The organism is Corynebacterium gallinarum (genome assembly GCF_014837045.1).
GTDB lineage: Bacteria > Actinomycetota > Actinomycetes > Mycobacteriales > Mycobacteriaceae > Corynebacterium > Corynebacterium gallinarum.
In genome coordinates, this window is sequence record NZ_JACSPR010000005.1 from 137,903 (window position 1) to 156,139 (window position 18,237).

The 18,237-nt window shown below is 64.6% G+C and carries 14 protein-coding genes; 4 read left to right on the forward strand and 10 right to left on the reverse strand.

Going from position 1 to position 18,237, the window contains the following annotated elements; all coding sequences use genetic code 11:
• The first annotated feature begins 161 nt into the window (after nt 1–161).
• The 3 genes from H9627_RS08555 (at nt 162) to solA (ending at nt 3,817) form a co-directional block, all read left to right on the forward strand.
• On the forward strand, nt 162–1,481 hold the full coding sequence (locus H9627_RS08555; RefSeq protein ID WP_191733589.1) for an ammonium transporter: 1,320 nt from the start codon (nt 162–164) through the stop codon (nt 1,479–1,481).
• Nucleotides 1,478–2,599: a tyramine oxidase subunit B gene (locus H9627_RS08560; protein WP_191733590.1), complete on the forward strand. Its 1,122-nt coding sequence runs from the start codon at nt 1,478–1,480 to the stop codon at nt 2,597–2,599. Before H9627_RS08555 ends, H9627_RS08560 begins: the two co-directional genes overlap by 4 nt.
• A gap of 63 nt (nt 2,600–2,662) precedes the next feature.
• Nucleotides 2,663–3,817, forward strand: coding sequence for an N-methyl-L-tryptophan oxidase (gene solA / locus H9627_RS08565; RefSeq protein ID WP_191733591.1), 1,155 nt, complete (start codon nt 2,663–2,665; stop codon nt 3,815–3,817).
• A gap of 18 nt (nt 3,818–3,835) precedes the next feature.
• Here the strand turns inward: solA and pgl are convergent, their stop codons facing one another.
• From pgl to tkt, 5 genes are all read right to left on the reverse strand, one after another.
• Nucleotides 3,836–4,567 carry a 6-phosphogluconolactonase gene (pgl, locus tag H9627_RS08570; RefSeq protein WP_191733592.1) on the reverse strand — a complete coding sequence of 244 codons (732 nt, stop codon included), beginning with the start codon at nt 4,565–4,567 and terminating at the stop codon, nt 3,836–3,838.
• A gap of 8 nt (nt 4,568–4,575) precedes the next feature.
• Nucleotides 4,576–5,541: a glucose-6-phosphate dehydrogenase assembly protein OpcA gene (locus H9627_RS08575; RefSeq protein WP_191733593.1), complete on the reverse strand. Its 966-nt coding sequence runs from the start codon at nt 5,539–5,541 to the stop codon at nt 4,576–4,578.
• Nucleotides 5,542–5,557: 16 nt separating this feature from the next.
• The gene (gene zwf, locus H9627_RS08580) at nt 5,558–7,102 is read right to left on the reverse strand and encodes a glucose-6-phosphate dehydrogenase (RefSeq protein WP_191733594.1); all 1,545 of its coding nucleotides are present in this window, start codon (nt 7,100–7,102) and stop codon (nt 5,558–5,560) included.
• Nucleotides 7,103–7,214: 112 nt separating this feature from the next.
• Complete coding sequence (gene tal, locus H9627_RS08585) at nt 7,215–8,297, reverse strand: transaldolase (RefSeq protein WP_191733595.1); 1,083 nt, start codon at nt 8,295–8,297, stop codon at nt 7,215–7,217.
• 136 nt (nt 8,298–8,433) lie between these two features.
• Nucleotides 8,434–10,527: a transketolase gene (gene tkt / locus H9627_RS08590; RefSeq protein WP_191733596.1), complete on the reverse strand. Its 2,094-nt coding sequence runs from the start codon at nt 10,525–10,527 to the stop codon at nt 8,434–8,436.
• Nucleotides 10,528–11,161: 634 nt separating this feature from the next.
• Here tkt and H9627_RS08595 point away from each other — a divergent pair.
• Entirely contained in the window at nt 11,162–12,193 is a 1,032-nt protein-coding gene (locus tag H9627_RS08595; RefSeq protein WP_404826200.1) for a heme o synthase, read from the forward strand.
• A gap of 63 nt (nt 12,194–12,256) precedes the next feature.
• Here the strand turns inward: H9627_RS08595 and H9627_RS08600 are convergent, their stop codons facing one another.
• The 5 genes from H9627_RS08600 to mptB form a co-directional block, all read right to left on the reverse strand.
• A complete protein-coding gene (locus H9627_RS08600; protein WP_191733597.1) occupies nt 12,257–13,225 on the reverse strand; it encodes a quinone oxidoreductase family protein in 969 nt (322 codons plus the stop codon).
• 91 nt (nt 13,226–13,316) lie between these two features.
• The gene (locus H9627_RS08605; RefSeq protein ID WP_191733712.1) at nt 13,317–14,288 is read right to left on the reverse strand and encodes a COX15/CtaA family protein; all 972 of its coding nucleotides are present in this window, start codon (nt 14,286–14,288) and stop codon (nt 13,317–13,319) included.
• Between the two features lie 173 nt (nt 14,289–14,461).
• Entirely contained in the window at nt 14,462–15,250 is a 789-nt protein-coding gene (locus H9627_RS08610) for an ABC transporter permease (protein ID WP_191733598.1), read from the reverse strand.
• A gap of 9 nt (nt 15,251–15,259) precedes the next feature.
• Nucleotides 15,260–16,291 (reverse strand): ABC transporter ATP-binding protein, encoded by a 1,032-nt coding sequence (locus tag H9627_RS08615; RefSeq protein WP_404826201.1) that lies wholly within the window; start codon nt 16,289–16,291, stop codon nt 15,260–15,262.
• A gap of 6 nt (nt 16,292–16,297) precedes the next feature.
• Nucleotides 16,298–18,052, reverse strand: a complete 1,755-nt coding sequence (gene mptB / locus H9627_RS08620) for a polyprenol phosphomannose-dependent alpha 1,6 mannosyltransferase MptB (protein WP_191733599.1) — start codon at nt 18,050–18,052, stop codon at nt 16,298–16,300.
• Nucleotides 18,053–18,237: the final 185 nt, after the last annotated feature.

Consider the following 18,237-nt stretch of genomic DNA (forward strand, 5'->3'; position numbering starts at 1 on the left):
AGGCCTGCCCTTCGGGGCAGGCCTTTTTTGCGTTCTCCGGGTGATGTCCGTTACATGTCGGTTTTAACCTATTGACCGATAGAAACTGCTGCGCTAAATTACCTGTCATGCAATAGAAAAAATTGCATCCGGGAACGGACCCCTCCCTGAAAGGCCGATAAATGGACCCCTCAGATCTCGCTTGGATACTCGCAGCTTTCGCACTGGTCAGCCTCATGTTCCCCGGGTTAGCCCTGCTCTACGGGGGAATGCTCGGCGGACACCAGGTGCTCAACACCCTCATGATGGTCATGGGTGCGCTCGCGGTGACCTGCCTCGTATATGTCACCTACGGACATGGCCTCGTGATGGGCGACTCCCTCGGTGGCCTCGGCATCATTGGCAACCCCCTCGACTACCTCGGCTTCCACAATGTCATGGCCGATGACGGAGCCGGTGGACTGATGTGGGCTGGCTTCTACGTCCTCTTCGCCGCCATCTCACTGGCGCTGGTGGCCTCGGGGGCTGCCGGCCGCATGAAGTTTGGTGCCTGGCTGGTTTTCGGCGCCATCTGGCTCACCGTCGTCTACGCTCCGCTCGCCCACTGGGTCTTCGGCGGTGGCTGGATGATCACCGCCCTGGGCTTCCATGATTTCGCCGGTGGCACCGCCATCCACATGAATGCCGGCGCCTCGGGCCTGGCACTGGCGCTGGTGCTCGGACGTCGTCACAGCATGGCGGTGCGGCCCCACAGTCTGCCGATGACGCTGCTCGGCGCCGGGATGATCATGGTCGGCTGGTTTGGTTTCAACGGCGGTACCGCCGGGGGCGCGAACTTCCTGGCCAGCTACGTGGTCGTCACCACCCTCATGGCTGCCGGCGGAGGCATGCTCGGTTTCATCCTCATTGAACGCATCCGGGGTGGTCACCCCACCCTGCTGGGTCTGGCCACCGGCATCATCGCAGGCCTCGTCGCCATCACCCCGGCGGCCGACGCCGTCAGCCCACTCGGCGCCCTCATCACCGGATTCCTCGGATCCGCCGTGGCCGCCTGGGCGATCTCCTGGAAGCGCACCCACCGCATCGACGACACCCTCGATGTCTTCGCCGTCCACGGCATGGCCGGTGTGGCCGGAGCACTGTTCGTCATGCTCCTGGGTTCCCCCGATGCACCGGCGGGACTCGCCGGGGTGCTGCGCGGTGGGGAAGTGTCCCTGCTCTGGCGTGAACCCCTGGCCATCATCATCACCCTCGCCTACGCCTTCGGCATGACCTGGCTCATCGCCACCGTGATGAACCGGATCACCCCGATCCGCATCACGTCCGAGGATGAGTACGCCGGCATCGACACCGCCATCCACGCCGAATCCGCCTACAGCCTCACCCCGGCGGGCATGGCCACCCGCACCAACCCGGAAACCCGCATCCCCGAGGAGACCGCACCCGCTGACCGGGCGGGCGTCGCAAAGCGCAACACAGACCAGAAAGAAGACGCACGATGATCAACTTCCTCTTCCTCAACGAAACCGACATGATCAACGCCGGCGTCACCGACATCGCCTCCTGCGTGGACGTCATGGAGGAGACCCTCGTGCTGCTCGCGCAGGGGGATTACCGGATGGCCGGTCAGAACGCCAACTCCCACGGCGCCATGATCACTTTCCCCGCCGACCCCGCCTTCGACGGCATGCCTGCCGACGGCCCAGACCGCCGCTTCATGGCCATGCCCGCCTACCTGGGCGGTCGCTTCAACAACACCGGGGTCAAGTGGTACGGCTCCAACGCCGCCAACCGCACCCGGGGCCTGCCCAGGTCCATCCACACCTTCGTGCTCAACGACACCGACACCGGCGCACCGAAGGCCATCATGTCCGCCAACCTGCTCTCCGCCTACCGCACCGGCGCGGTCCCGGGGGTGGGCGTCAAACACCTCGCCGTCGAGCACGCCACCACCCTGGCTGTCATCGGCCCCGGCGTCATGGGACGCACCATCACCGAGGCCTGCATGGCACTGCGCAGCGGGATCACCACCATCACGGTCAAGGGGCGCAGCGCCGGGGGAGTAGCTGCCTTCGCCGACTGGGTCCACGCCCGCTGGCCACATGTCACAGTGACGGCTGCACCCACCGTGCAACAGGCCGTCGACGGGGCGCACATCGTCATTGCCGCGACTACCACGGATGCCGCGGGCTCCTCCGCCTTCCCGTATTTCCGCCAGGACTGGCTCACCCCCGGCGCGCTCCTGCTCCTGCCAGCGGCTGCGCGTTTCGACGACCGCTTCCTCACCGGCGACGCCCGCCTAGTCGTCGACTACATGGGGCTCTACGACGCCTGGGCCGAGGAATACGGCGACCGGGCCTACCAGCTACTCGGCATCCCCGGCACCCACTGGCACGACCTCATGCGCGCCGGGAAGCTCGACCAGGGCAGGGTCCGCCAGATGGGCGATATCTGCGAGGGCATCATGCCCGCCCGCCTCAACAATGAGGAGATCATCCTCTATTCGGTCGGTGGCATGCCCGTGGAGGATGTCGCCTGGGCAACCCAGGTGTATGAGAACGCGCTGATCAAGGGCATCGGCACCACCCTTGAGCTGTGGGACGAACCCGCGCTGGTGTGAAAGGGGTAAACCGTGGGGTATTTCACATGTAGAGAAACTATGAGAACATTGGGGGCACTATCGATGAATAGAAAAATTGCTGTAGTGGGACTCGGTTCCACAGGTTCCATGGCGTTGTGGCATCTCAGCAGAACGCCGGGCATTGAAGCCATAGGATTTGAACAATTCGGCATCGGACACGGTTATGGTGCCTACACCGGTGAGTCACGCCTGTTCCGGATGGCCTACCACGAGGGCACCACGTACGTCCCCCTGCTCCGTCGCGCCCGGGAGCTGTGGTTACAGCTCGGGGCGGCATCGGGTCGGCAGCTGATCCACAACTTCGGGGTGCTGTCCACCGGCAAGGAGGACACCCCTGCCTTCCGGTCCCTCCTGGCATCCGTCCAGGATCATGATCTCCCGCACGAACGCCTCACCGCGCAGCAGCTGCGCGACCGGTATCCCGGGATGAACACCCGCGATGACGAGGCCGGGGTGCTGGATCTCCAGGGCGGTGCCCTGCGTCCGGAACTGGCGGTGATCAGCGCCATCGAACAGGCACAGCGCAACGGTGCCGAGGTCCACGACAACACCGAGATCACCGGCATCGAGGACACCGGATCCGGGGTGCGCATCACCGCCGGGGGCACCGAGATGATGGTGGATCAGGTCATCGTCACCACCGGTGCCTGGAGCGCCGCGGTGGTGCCTGAGATCCGGGATCTCCTCGAGGTCAGGAAACTGGTGCTCACCTGGTTCCTGCCCACCCGGCCCGCTGACTTCATGCCGGACCGCATGCCGTGTTTCATCCGCGACCGTGATGGTTTCCACATCTTCGGCGCACCCTGCGTCGACGGTTACAGCGTGAAGATCGCAGGCCTGGATCTGTGGGGCGGACCGAACTGCCCCCGGATCGAGGAATCCGACCTCCGCCTGGAACGCGCGGCCGTCTCCGCCTTCGGACGCAAGGTCCATGATCTGTTCCCCGGTGTCCTGCCCGAACCCAACCGGTATTCCGTGCACTATGACACCTACACCTCGACCAAGGCCCCGATCATCGACCGGGTCGGCGACGTGGTGGTGCTCACCGGTGGTTCCGGGCACGGGTTCAAACTCGCCCCCGCCTACGGGGAACTGGCGACCCGCCTGGCGGTGGGGATCGACAATCCGCTGCTCAGCCCCGATTTCGCCATCGCCGCCCACGACAGACTGGCCGGGGCGGGTGCGGTGGCGGCCTGAGCAGGCCTGGGCAGACTGTCAGTTTCCCGCCGCGTCGTTGGCGAGGAACATCAGGGTCTCCTGGGCGCCGGTGGCTCCGGCGGCCGGCCAGTCCTCGGCGGATGCGCCGCCAATGATTGCGGCCGCCGCCTCGGCCTTTTCCGCACCGGAGACCAGCAGCCACACGCGCTGGGATGACCGCACGGCCGGCAGTGTCAGGGTGGCGCGCTCGGCGGGGGGTTTGGGGGAATCCAGCACCGAGATCACCCGGCGGGTCTCCTCGCGCACCGCATCGGTGTGGGGGAACAGGGAGTTGATGTGTCCCTCATACCCCATGCCCAGCAGGTGCAGATCGAAACCACGTGGCGCGAACTGGTCGATCACGCGCTCGTAGTTGGCTGCGGACTCCGCGAGGGCGTCCGCGTCCAGGCCCTCGAGCCCATATCCGTGGATGTTGCCCTCCGGGATGTCCACCCTGGACAGCAGTGCCTCACGCGCCTGCCCCTCATTGGATTCCGGGTGGGTCGCCGGGACATTGCGTTCATCGCCGAAGAAGATGCGGATCTTGTCCCACGGCAGGTCGGCACCGATCCCGGCCACCTTCTCCAGCAGTTTGATGCCGGCGGTGCCTCCGGTGAGCACGATCCTGGCCACACCGTCGTAGTTGATGCCGCCACCGGGGGCGGTGGCTGCCCGTGCGACGTCGACGAAACGCTCCGCCGCCTGGTTGACCAGGTCCTCTGTATCCGTAACCCTGATGACCTCGACCATTGTGAACCCTACCTTTCCTCGTAGACCCGCTTGACCTGGGACAGGCCCGCGAGTGCGTGCTGATATCCCATGTCGGGATCCATGTGTCGTAGTTCCTCGGACAGACAGTCCGCCTCACTGCGGCGCCCGATGGCCACCAGCGCCGGTGGGACGTCACTGTCGGTGATCTCCACCCGCAGGGTGTGCGCATCCTGGATGTTGATGATCACGGTGCCGGTGGTACGTTCGATCTCCACCCGTCGCACCGCCAGCATCGGTGTGCCGTCCTCATCGCATGGCACGGTCGGTTCATTGGTGGCCACCCGGGTCACCGGAACCTGCAGGCGTCCGGCGAGCCATCCGGCCGCCAGATCCACCGAGACGCTTGTCGACGGTCCCTCCACCCGCGCCGAAACCACCTCACCGTGGGGTGGGTGGTCCAGGGAGGAGGCAACCAGACCGCGCCACTGTGTGAGGCGGGCCCAGGTCATGTCGGTGTCCCCTGGGTGGTAGTTCTCCACACGGTCCTCGAGTGCCTCGCCGCCGCCGTGCATGGCATCGGTGATACGACGCTGGGCGATCTTGCCGATGGCGTTGGTGGAGGGGTTAGCCGGGGCGTCGGTGGGCCACCACACCACGATCGGGGTGTCCGGCAGCAGCAGTGGGGTGACCACCGATTGCAGGTTGCCGGCGACCGGGCCGGACAGGTGCATGATGATCATCTCGGCGGCACCGGCGTCGCCACCGATGCGCACCTCGGCATCCACCTTCGGTTCGGCGGCACGGGAACCCACCACGAGCACGATCACACGTGATGGGTGTTCGCGGGAGGCCTCATTGGTGGATTCGGTGATGGCCTGGACATCGTTGTCGGAACGTGCGACGACGATGAGGGTGAGCACACGACCCGTAGTCACCTGGGTGCCGGATTCACGCAGACGTGACAGTGTCTTGGCGATCTCGTGGGTGGAGGTATCTGGAAGTTCAAAGATCATTGGTTATTGCCCTTTCCTACGGCCTACGCCACTGGTGGCCGTTGCGTGCCAGCATCTCATCGGCGCTCTTCGGCCCCCAGGTGCCGGCGGGATACTCCTCCGGTTGACCGTTTTCCTCCCAGATCTCCAGGATCGGATCCAGGATCTTCCAGCTCAGTTCCACTTCCTCATTGGTGGGGAAGAGGCTGGACTCGTCGAGAAGCGCATCGAGGATGAGACGCTCATAGGCCTCGGGGGATTCCTCGGTGAAGGACTCCGAGTAGGAGAAGTCCATGTTCACATCACGGACCTCCATGGCTGACCCCGGCACCTTGGAGCCGAAGCGGATGAGGACACCCTCGTCGGGCTGCACGCGGATCACGATCGCATTGTTGCCCAGCGAGGCGGTCATGCCTGCATCGAAGGGCTGGTGTGGGGCATCCTTGAACACCACGGCGATCTCGGTGACACGACGACCCAGGCGCTTGCCGGTGCGCAGGTAGAACGGCACACCCGCCCACCGACGGGAGGTGATCTCCAGGGTGCAGGCGGCATAGGTCTCGGTGGTGGACTCCGGATCGAAACCGTCCTCCTCCCGCAGACCCTTGACATACTCGGAACCCTGCCAACCGGCGGAGTACTGGCCACGTGCGGAGTTCTCCGCGATCGGCAGGCTCGGCTTGGTGGCGCGCAGGACCTTGATCTTCTCCGCCTGCAACTGACCCGGGGTAAAGGAGATGGGCTCCTCCATGGCCACCAGTGCCAACAGCTGGATCAGGTGGTTCTGGATGACGTCACGGGCTGCGCCGATACCGTCGTAATAACCGGCGCGTCCACCCAGGCCGATGTCCTCGGCCATGGTGATCTGCACATGGTCGACATAGTTGGAGTTCCACAGCGGCTCGAACAGCTGGTTGGCGAAACGCAGCGCCAGGATGTTCTGGACGGTTTCCTTACCCAGGTAGTGGTCGATGCGGAAGACCGATTCCTCCGGGAAGACGGCATTGACCGTCTCATTGAGTTCATGGGCGGTCTGGAGATCATTGCCGAAGGGCTTCTCGATGATCACCCGTCGCCAGGACTCATCGGTGGATTCGGCCATGCCGGAGCGCTCCAGCTGGTGGCAGACCGCGGCGAAGGAATCCGGAGGGATGGACAGGTAGTACGCCCAGTTCCCGGCGGTCCCCCTGGTCTCGTCCAGACGCTTCAGGGTGTCCGCGAGATTGTCGAAGGCGGTGTCATCGTCGAAATTGCCCTTGACAAATTCCATGCCCTCGGCGAGGCGTTCCCACACATTTTCACGGAATTCCGTACGGGCACCGGCCTCCGCGGCCTCACGCACGTAGTTCTCGAAGTCATCCTTGCTCCAGTCGCGGCGTCCGTAACCCACCAGGGCGAAACCCGGGGGCAGCAGACCACGGTTGGCCAGATCATAGATCGCGGGGAGGAGCTTCTTGCGGGCGAGGTCACCGGTGACACCGAAGATGACCAGGCCGGATGGTCCCGCGATGCGGGGCAGTCGTTTGTCCTGGGGATCACGCAGGGGATTGGTCCAGGTGGTGGGATTCGTGTTGGAGCTCACGGTGAAGCGTCACGATCCTTTCTTGGAGATGGTGAAACGGCCGGAGGCCTGACGTGGAAAACGTACGAGCCCCCGGCCGTTGCGAGACAGCATGTCTGCTGGAGGAACCGGATTACTTCAGGCGTGCTTCCATGGACTCCAGGAGCTCGCTCCAGGATGCCACGAATTTCTCCACGCCCTCATTTTCCAGCACCTCGAAGACATCGCCGAGATCAACACCGAGCTCACTCAGGCGGGTGAAAACCTGCTCAGCTTCCTCGGCGGTATCGGTGAGGGTGTCGCCGTGCAGGTTGCCCTGCTCAAGCACAGCGTCAATGGTACCTTCCGGCATGGTGTTGACGGTCTCCGGACCAGCCAGCTCGGACACGTACAGGGTGGCGGGGTAGTCGGGGTTCTTCACACCGGTGGAGGCCCACAGTGGGCGCTGGGTGTTGGCACCCTCGGGCAGGTCCGCCTCGGCGAAGAGCTCCTTGTACAGGGCGTAGGCGCGACGGGCGTTGGCCACACCGGCCTTGCCGCGCAGCTCGAGAGCCTCATCGGTGCCGATCTCCTCCAGGCGGCGGTCGATCTCGGTGTCCACGCGGGAGACGAAGAAGGAGGCCACGGAGTGGATTGTGGACACATCATGGCCGTTGTCGGCGGCACGCTTGACACCGTCGATGTAGGCCTTGATGACCTGGCGGTAACGCTCGACGGAGAAGATCAGGGTGACATTCACGCTGATGCCCTCTGCCAGGGCGTCGGAGATCGCGGAGAGGGAGCCCGGGGTGGCCGGGATCTTGATCATGACGTTCGGGCGGTCGACCTTGGCCCACAGTTCCTTCGCCTGCTCCAGGGTGGCGGCGGCATCGGCGGAGATGCGTGGGTCCACCTCGATGGAGACACGGCCATCATAACCGCCGGTGGATTCGTAGATGTCGGTGAACAGGTCGCAGGCATCGCGTACGTCGTCGATGCTCATCGCGTAGACAGCCTCGTCCACGGCTGCACCATCAGCCTTGAGCTGGTTGATCTGCTCGTCGTAGGCGTTGCCCTTGGACATGGCACCGGCGAAGATGGCGGGGTTGGTGGTGACACCGACGATGGATTTCTCCTCGATGACCTGCTTGAGGTTACCGGTGGAGATGCGGTCGCGGGAGAGGTCGTCCAACCAGGTGGACGTGCCGAGCTTAAAGAGGTCATCAATGTGGGACATGCGGATCAGTTACCTTTTCATGGGGTTCGAGGAGGATGGGGCAGGGAAGACGACTGACAGCCCGGGGCGTGAAATTCCGGAGAATTCCAGCCCCGGGCTGTCATATCGTGGTTCAGGGTGGTGCGGGCGACGTAGGTTATGCGTCGAGGGTGGCGCGTGCGGCCTTCAGAACGGCCTCGGTGGTGATGCCGAACTTCTCGAACAGGGTCTGGTAGTCGGCGGAGGCACCGAAGTGCTCCAGGGACACGGCCTTACCCTTGGTGCCGAGCCAGCGGTACCACGGCATGGCGATGGCGGCCTCGACGGAGACGCGTGCGGTGACCTCGGAGGGCAGGACGGATTCGATGTACTCGGCGTCCTGCTCCTCGAACCAGTCCATGCAGGGCACGGAGACCACGCGGGCGGCAATGCCCTCGGATTCGAGGATGCCGGCTGCCTCCACGGCGATCTGGACCTCGGAACCGGAGCCCATGAGGATGATGTCCGGGGTCTGCTTGGATCCCTCGACCAGGACGTAGGCGCCACGGCGCACACCCTCGGCGGCCTTCTCCTTGGTGCCCTCCAGCACGGGCACGTTCTGGCGGGTCAGTGCCAGTCCCTTCGGGCCCTCCTTGTATTCGAGCGCGGCACGCCATGCGGCTGCGGTCTCATTGGCGTCGGCTGGGCGCAGGATGGACAGGTTCGGGATCGCACGCAGCGCGGCGAGGGTCTCCACCGGCTGGTGGGTCGGGCCGTCCTCGCCGAGACCGATGGAATCATGGGTCCAGACGTAGTACGCGTCGGTGCCCTGGAGGGCAGCGAGGCGGACTGCCGGGCGCATGTAGTCGGAGAAGATGAGGAAGGTGCCGCCGTAGGGGCGGGTACCACCGTGGAGGGCGATGCCGTTCATGATCGCGCCCATGGCGTGCTCACGGATACCGAAGTGGAGGTTACGGCCATACGGCTCGGCACTCCAGGTCTCCGTGGAGATGGACTCGGGGCCGAAGGACGGCTCACCCTTGATGATGGTGTTGTTGGAGCCTGCCAGGTCGGCGGAACCACCCCAGAGCTCAGGCAGGGTCTTGCCCAGCTCCTGGAGAACGGCCTCGGAGGCCTTGCGGGTGGCAATACCCTTGGCGTCAGGCTCCCAGGTGGGGAGGTTGTCGGCGAAACCCTCGGGCAGCGCGCGGGTGATCAGACGCTCGTGGAGTGCCTTGGCCTCCGGGTTGGCGGCAGCCCAGCGGTCGTACTTCTCCTGCCATGCGACCTTCTTCTCGGCGGTGCGCTCGGCGAGCTTACGGGTGTGCGCGATGACCTCATCGTCGATGTGGAAGTGCTGCTCCGGATCGAAGTCGAGGATCTCCTTGATGGCTGCGACCTCCTCGGCGCCGAGGGCGGCACCGTGGGATGCGCCGGTGTTCATCGCGTTCGGTGCGGGATAGGCGATGACGGTGCGCAGACGGATGAAGGTCGGGCGGGTGGTGTCCTTCTTCGCCTCCTCGACGGCGGCTTCGATGGCGGCGACGTCCTCGCCACCCTCGATCTCGATGGTCTGCCAGCCGTAGGCCTTGTAACGGGCCACGACATCCTCGTTGAAGGCGATCTCGGTGTTGTCCTCGATGGAGATGCGGTTGTCATCCCAGAAGACGATGAGGTTGCCCAGCTGCTGGGTGCCGGCGAGTGAGGAGGCCTCGGAGGTGACACCCTCCTGGAGGTCACCGTCGGAGGCGATGACGAAGATGTGGTGATCGAAGGGGGACTCGCCCTCCGGTGCCTCGGGGTCGAACAGGCCACGCTCGCGGCGGGCGGCCATCGCCATGCCCACGGCGGAGGCGAGACCCTGGCCGAGGGGGCCGGTGGTGATCTCCACACCGTTGGTGTGGCGGTACTCCGGGTGGCCCGGGGTGAGGGAGCCCCAGGTGCGCAGTGCCTTGAGGTCATCCATCTCGAGGCCGAAACCACCCAGGTAGAGCTGGATGTACTGGGTGAGGGAGGTGTGTCCACAGGAGAGGACGAAACGGTCGCGTCCGGCCCAGTTGGTGTCGGTCGGGTCGACGTTCATGACGCGCTGGTAGAGGGTGTAGGCCAGGGGGGCGAGACTCATTGCGGTGCCGGGGTGACCGGATCCGCAGTTCTCCACCGCATCCACAGCCAGGACGCGGACGGTGTCCACGGCCCTGGTGTCCACATCGGACCAATCGGAGGGGTACTTACGTTCGGTGAGCGCCTGAAGGTCAGGTGACAGCGTCAAGGTGGTCAATCCTTCCTGGTGTGAAACCGGGACGAAGGGGGATGGTGTTTTCGTTGGTGGACCCTGGGGGCAGGACCCGTGTTATCCGTTAGGTTGCCCACACAACCGGACTACACGGGACCACGCGCATGACGCAGGGGGAGTGTGGGACCGGAATGTGAACATGTAACAACACTAACCATAGTGATGTCGGCACCATTTTATAACCACGTGTGCCGCAAATGACTTAAAAGTATGACCAAAGGGGGTGGTTTGGCCGTTATCTTGGGCTTTTGCCCTCCAGTCGTGATGGCTGGGCGGCGTGTGTGATCCACCGGAGTAATCCCCTCCCGTCGTTTAAGCACATCATTAACGGGTGGTCCGCAGGTCGCCGGTGCGGTGTCACTCCCTTAAGGCCCACCGTGGATATATGTCCGTTCGGGAACCATCCGGTGTGAGCCACGTCCGGGGATTACTCAAAAACAGGTGCGGGACGATACCATGGCTAGGTCTGGTTAATGCTCGCCCTGCTATATGTATGGGCGACGATCTGTCAGGCATCAAGCACCGTGCATGCCGAGAATATGGACCTTACGGGGGCCGCAGAAATAATCCGGTACCCCCGGGAACTTTCCGGGGACAGCATCCGACTACTGTGCCGTGTGCCTCTGGTCTGGCCGGTCGCACGCATCAGCAGCACGCAGATCAGTGCACAAATGATTTTCCAATAGCAACGTTGTGGAGGAATAAACCCTTGGAGACGATCAAGGCCTATATTGCGCTTACGAAGCCCAGGGTCATCGAACTCCTCCTTGTTGCCACCATCCCCGCCATGCTCCAGGCCGAGCGCGGGGAGCACAATATCATCCTCATCCTGCTGACCGTCATCGGTGGCTGGATGGGAGCAGCGGCGGCCAACACCTTCAACATGGTGGCCGACTCGGATATCGATCAGCGCATGGGGCGCACCCGCGCCCGCCCGCTGGTCAAGCACACGGTGAGCAACCGGGATGCCTCAATCTTCGCCTGGGTTCTCACGGTGGCCAGTTTCCTGTGGCTCTGGCTGCTGTGTAACTCGCTGACCGCGGCGGTGTTCGTCATGATCACCATCGCCTTCTACATCTTCGTCTACACGAAGTGGTTGAAGCGACGCACCCACATGAACATCGTGTGGGGTGGAGCCGCCGGCTGTATGCCGGTTGCGGTCGGCTGGGCCGTGATTGTCGATCAGTTCCCCGAGGGGCAGCCACAGCAGTGGTGGCAGGCCATCGTCCTGTTCCTCATCATCTTCTTCTGGACCCCACCGCACACCTGGGCCCTGGCCATGAAGTACCGCGAGGACTACAAGGCCGCCGGCGTGCCCATGCTGCCGGTGGTGCGCACCCCGGTCCAGGTCACCCGCCAGATCGTGTGGTACTCCGTGGCCACCGTGCTGGTCACCTTCCTGCTCATCCCGGCCGCGGGCTGGATCTACGCCGCAGCCGCCGTACTGGCCGGTGTGGCCTTCCTCTGGATGGCGATCCGACTGCACCTGGGCATCAAGAACGGCGCCGAGGTCAAGCCGCTGAAGCTGTTCATCCTCTCCAACAACTACCTCGCGGTGCTGTTCCTGGCACTGTCGGTCGATGCCGTGCTTGGCATCCAGACCATCGGTGAGATGATGGGCTGGAACACCACGTTCTTCTGATTCCGGGAGCACGGCGAAGGGGGCTGGAACCACATGGTTCCAGCCCCCTTTCTCATGCGGTTATCAGTCCTGGGCGACGCGCAGGACGATGGAGCCGGTGGTCGCGCGGTTCTGCAGATCGGAGTGGGCGGTGGCGGCGTCGTCAAGCTCATAGATGCCGGTGACGCGCACCCGCAGGGTGCCGTCGACGATGGCCTGGGTGACGGCCTGCGCGCGCATGGCGAATTCACCCTCCTCGGCGATCCAGGCACCCAGGGTCGGGCGGGTGAGGAAGATGGAACCGTGGGTGTTGAGTAGCTGCGGGTCGAAGGGTTCCACAGCACCCGAGGCCGCGCCGAACAGACAGACCATGCCGCGCGGGCGGACCGCCTCCAGTGATTCGCTGAAGGTGGCCTTGCCCACGCCGTCGTACACCACGTCCACGCCGATGCCACCGTTGTGGCGGCGCACCTGCTCGGCGAGGTTGTCGGAGTAGCGGAACACCTCCGTGGCACCGGCATCCAGCGACAGCTCGGCCTTCTCATCGGTGGAGACGACGCTGTACACGCGGGCGCCCGCGGCCACCGCCATCTGGGTCAGCATCAGGCCCACACCACCGGCACCGGCGGTGATCAGGCAGGAATCCCCGGGCCCCAGCTGCGAGACACCGTGGGTGAGGTAGTGGGCGGTCATGCCCTGCAGGAGCATCGAGGCGGCGACCTCGGGTGCCACACCCTCCGGGATCGCGACGAGGCGTTCACGGGACACGCAGACCTGCTCGGCGTATGAGCCCAGACCGTCGTACCAGGCCACCTTGGTGCCGGGTGCGATGAGTCCCTGCGGGTCATGCAGCACCTCGCCGGCCCCCTCATTGCCGGGGATGAACGGCAGGCGCGAGTGGTACATGCCCTCGCGGTAGTAGGTGTCAATATAGTTGACGCCCGCCATGGTCACCTTGACCAGGATCTGGTCATCGGTGGGCACGGGGGCATCAACATCAGTGTATTCGAGGACCTCTGGTCCACCTGTGCGGGAAACTTGGATTGCCTTCATATATCCCACATTAACCACAGGTCGCGCAGGGGGGTGGGAAAACAGCAAGCTTCAGGAAGCTTTACGACGCCCGACCATCGCCCGTGGCGCTCTACGTGGCGGTGATCACGGCGCGCTTGGCGTCACCCTCGGGGGAACCGGTCACCACGGCCTCGCCGCCGTCGCGTACCCGGCCCTGGGCCCAGAACAGCGAGGTGAAGGCCACCACGACCGAGGACATGGCGATGTGGATCGGCACGGTCCAGCGGGGAACGCCCATGCGGTACTGCAGGATGCCGATACCACCCTGGATGAGGATGAACAGCACCAGCATGATGCTCAGTCGCTGGACATTCCGCGGTGCCTTCTTCAGGAAGACACCGGCCACCACGATCAGCGTGAAGAAGAGGTAGACGTACATGGAGTAGCCGTGGATGTGCGCCATGAGATCGATGTCCACATTGAGTCGGTCGTCCATGCTGATGCTGGCATCACCGGAGTGGGGGCCCGCGCCGGTGGTCATGGTGCCGGTGACCAGGACGACGGTCAGCGCGAGGGCTCCCACTGCCGCGACAGTGCGGATCCAGGACGGGAACTTCATGACAGGCTGCCCGTCGTCGGGCTCACCGATGCGGGTGTAGAGGATCGCTGCCAGCCAGACCAGGAGCATGGATGGCAGGAAGTGCAGGGCCACGGCGTACCAGTGCAGATCCACCAGCACCGAGATGCCGCCGATGACCGCCTGGACGATGATGCCGATGCCCTGGATGAAGGCGTGAACCTTGATTTCCCGGCGACGCTTGGCGGCCACCACGGCGAGGAAGACAGCCAGGGCGGCGGCGACGAGCACGAAGGTGAGCATGCGGTTGCCGAACTCCACGGCCTGGTGGATCCACGGGGCCGCGCCGGCGACGGGGACGAGGGATCCCTCGTGGCACAGCGGCCAGGTGTCACAACCCAGGCCGGAGCCGGTGACACGCACGATGGAGCCGGTGACGGTGATGCCCCCCTGGAAGATCAGCAGGAGCAGCGCGAGGATCCGCTGCACCCGGATGGTTGGAGCCCACCTCGGCAGGGGCTTCATCTTCTCAACTGGTTGTTGCGTGGGGGCAATCGAAGTAGACACAGAGCCTATGATAACCCGGGCGGGTGTCAGAGCCAGAATCGTGAAGTTCCCTGTATACGTGGCATATGACACGCCTGATACAGGGAACTTTTCCGCCCCCGTGAACGACCGGGTCCAGATGCGGGATATGTCTACCGGCCGGCGGTGAAGCTGAACCACCTGTTGGCCGCGAATCCGGCGATCGCCAGCCAGACCAGCAGGATGCCCAGCTGCAGCCACGGGAGATCCCCGGCGAAGGCATTGGAGATCCCCTGCGCCAGGGCGACGGACGGGATGATCGACAGCGCCCCGTCCGCGTTGACCTCGGGGGAGAAGGCCGCCCAGGCTGCAATGCCGGTGAGTACCACCCAGATGAGATTGGCCAGGGCGAGCACGAGCTCGGACGACAGGGTGCCACCCATGAGCAGACCCAGGGCCGTGAAGGCCGCCACACCGATCAGGAGGGTGAGGATGCCCAGCAGGGCACCGGCGACCGAGGTGCTCCACCCGAGCAGGAGTGCGGTACCGCCCAGGATGACGATCTGGACAACCGTGACGGCGAGCACCGCGATGACCTTGCCGAAGACAATGGTCCAGGCCGGCACGCCACTGGCACCGGTGCGTTTGAGTGCGCCATAACGTCGGTCGAAGGCCAGCGAGATGGCCTGGCCGGTGAAACCCGAGCTCATCGATGCCACCGCCATGATGAAGGGGAAGGTGACGGCAAGGGAGCGGTCACCGTCACCCGGGACCAGATCGAAGCGGGCGAGGGCGATCAGCCCGACCAGCGGGATGAAGAGGTTGAGCAGCTGCTGTTCGCCGTGTCGGAGAAACAGCAGGGATTCAACCCTGCCCTGTGCGAGCAGCATGCGCACCGGTGATGCCCTTTTGGGGGCTGGCGCGAAGGTGCCCGCGGGGAAACGGGACTCGTTGGTGATCATGGTCCTCGGTCAGCTCCTCAACTCTTTGCCGGTGATGTCGAGGAAGACATCCTCGAGCGACCGGTGGTTTGTGCTCAGATTCCGGATCAGCACATCCTGTTCCGCCACCGCCTCGGTGATCAGCGCGATCACCCCGGGGGTGGGGTCGGTTTTCAGGGTGTAGGCCAGCGGCCGGCTCGCGCGCACGGAGACGTTCTCCAGTCCCCGGGCATGGAGCTTGTCGACGAGTTCCCCCGCATCCAGTGCGGAGGTGGTCTCCAGTGACACGGTTCCCCCCAGCTCCTTACCCTGCTTGGTGAGCTGCTCGGGGGTTCCCCTGGCCACGATCCGGCCCTGGTCAATGATGATGACGTCATCGGCCAGCGCCTCGGCCTCGTCCATGAGGTGGGTGGTCAGCACCACGGTCACACCGTCCCGGCGGAGATCATTGATGAGTTCCCAGACCATGTTGCGGGACTGGGCATCCATGCCCGCGGTCGGTTCATCGAGGAAGATGATCTCCGGCCGGCCGATCAGGGCGAGCGCCAGGGACAGGCGCTGCTGCTGCCCACCGGACAGACGCCGGTAGGTGGTCCGACGTGCCCCGGTGAGTCCGACGACGTCGAGCAGCCACTCCGGATCATGGGGGTTGTCGTTGTAGGAGGCGGCGAGGTTGAGCATCTCACCGACCCGGATGCCACTGTAGGAACCCCCGCCCTGCAGCATGATGCCGATCCTGCGACGCACCTGGTCCGGATGGGTGGTGGGATTGACCCCCAGCACGCTGATCCGCCCGGAGGTGGGGCGGGTGAACCCCTCACACATCTCGATAGTGGTGGTTTTGCCGGCGCCGTTGGGTCCCAGCAGTGCCAGGACGGTGCCGCGGTCCACGGTGAAGGACAGGCCGTCGACGGCGGTGTTGTCTCCGTAACGCTTCACCACATCATCGACAACGATGGCGGCTTTGATGTCACTGGTGTCACTGGTGTCACGGGGAACGGGGGATGGGGAATACGCAGCCGTGTCAGCTAGGGCGCGGTGAGCAGGAAACTTAGATGTCACGGTAGATCAGTGTAAACCAAAGGTTGTAGACCACCTATGTCGGCTCAGCACCCACCACCCGAGGGCGACGGTGATGAGGAAGCCGATGAGTGCACCGGCATAGATGGTGAAGATCGTGTTGGGTGGGAGCGCCAGACCCCGGGGCAGAACGAAGAAACTGAATGCTGTGGAGTAGGCCACCACACCGATCTGGAAGAACAGGCGGTTGGCCCAGGGCGCCAGGGGGACAATGGCCCACAGCATGTACCAGGGGTGGACCACGGGGAAGAGGAGAACCAGGACGAAGGTGGAGACACCCAGGGCGCCGACCGGGTGGATGTGTCCCCGGTAGGTGGCGAACAGCATGCGCACCATGAAACCCCCGGCGACGACGATGCCTGCGGCACGGGTGATGATCAGTATCGCCGCCGTGTGATCACCCAGATCCAGGTACATGCCGAGGAAACCCGCGATGACCCCGATATCCGTGGTCATGGACATCCAGCTGCGAATGGAGGCCGCCCCGCCCTGGCCGGTGATCCACCCCAACCCGATGCCCGTGATCCAGGTGGCCAGCGCCACGCTCGCGACTAGGAGGGCCACCTGGATCAGGGCGGCGAACCCGACCGAGGTGACATGACTCCGCCCCCGGGCGTGGAGCTCACGTGCGATCGCCATGCCGATGAAGCCCAGGGCGATGAAACCGGTCACCTTGACCATGCCCGAGCACGATATGAGGACCCCGCTGGCGATGAGGTGGAGGGTGGCCGGGCCGAAGAGGCCGGTGCGGATGCGGTCCGTGCCCCGCAGGCCCATCTCCACCCCCACCAGCATGAGACCGAGGAGGATCGACTCGTTGTGGATACCGCCGATGAGGTGGAGGAGGAGCAGGGGGTTGAGGATGCCGAGCCAGAAGGCAACGGACTCCGGAACCCGGCACCGGCGCGCCAACATGGTCACGGCCCATCCGGCTGCGAGCACCCCGAGCAGGGAGACGATCCGGTGGCCGAACACCCCGGCCACGATGCTGTCACCGGTGATCACGCTGATCGCGGCAGCCACCCCCAACGCCACCGGCCCGTAGGGCGACGGGGACTGCGCCCAGATGAAGGGAACGGACCGCGCCAGGTGATTATCCGGGCCGAGCAGGTCGAGGGGGCCCGCGGAATAGGGATCCATCCCCTGCGCCACGATCGACCCCTGGGCCAGATAGGAATAGATGTCCTGGGTGAACAGTGGTGCGGTGAGCATGATCGGGGCGACCCAGGCGATGAAGGTGCGCCGCAGCATGGAGATGCTCACGCGCGCCGGGAGGGAGTCATGCCGGCGGATCGACACCCCGGTGAACGGCGCCATGAGCACCCACGCCAGGACGAGCAGACCCACGCCGATGAGCACCACCATGGAGGAGGTCTGGAGCATCCGGGCCATGAAGTTGCCGCCGGGGAAACCGGCATAGGGGTTGTTGATCACCGGGAGCGCGCCGGCACCGAGGGCCCCGAAGGCGATCATGAGGGTGCCCATGGTGCCGATGAGCCGCAGCAGGGTGAAACGACCCAGCTCTGAACCGGTGAGCGGTGAGGCGGGGCGATGGGGGGCCGACGGGGCGTCGACAAGCACCGTTGGGGAGTCCCCGACGTGCAGCGTGGCCGACCTGGACCCGGCGCGCCCCAGGCGGGGTAATTCCCGGAACACGTACCGGAGGGGACGTGGAACCCGGTTCAGCCAGTTGCGCTGCAGCCCGGAGTCCGTATCAATGGTGTGTTTCTCGCCCTCTGTCACGCGGATCAGTCTACGCACCGACCGGCCCCAATCCGCGATCCGGTGGACGGTGATTGTCTGTTTCCCGATGCTGCACATCATATGTGACTGACATCTCATTACATGGGCCGTCGGTGAGTGAGATGGGCCGGAAATCGGGCCAAGGGCGACTGCGCTGCATAAATAAGGGCACCCTTAAATGTGAT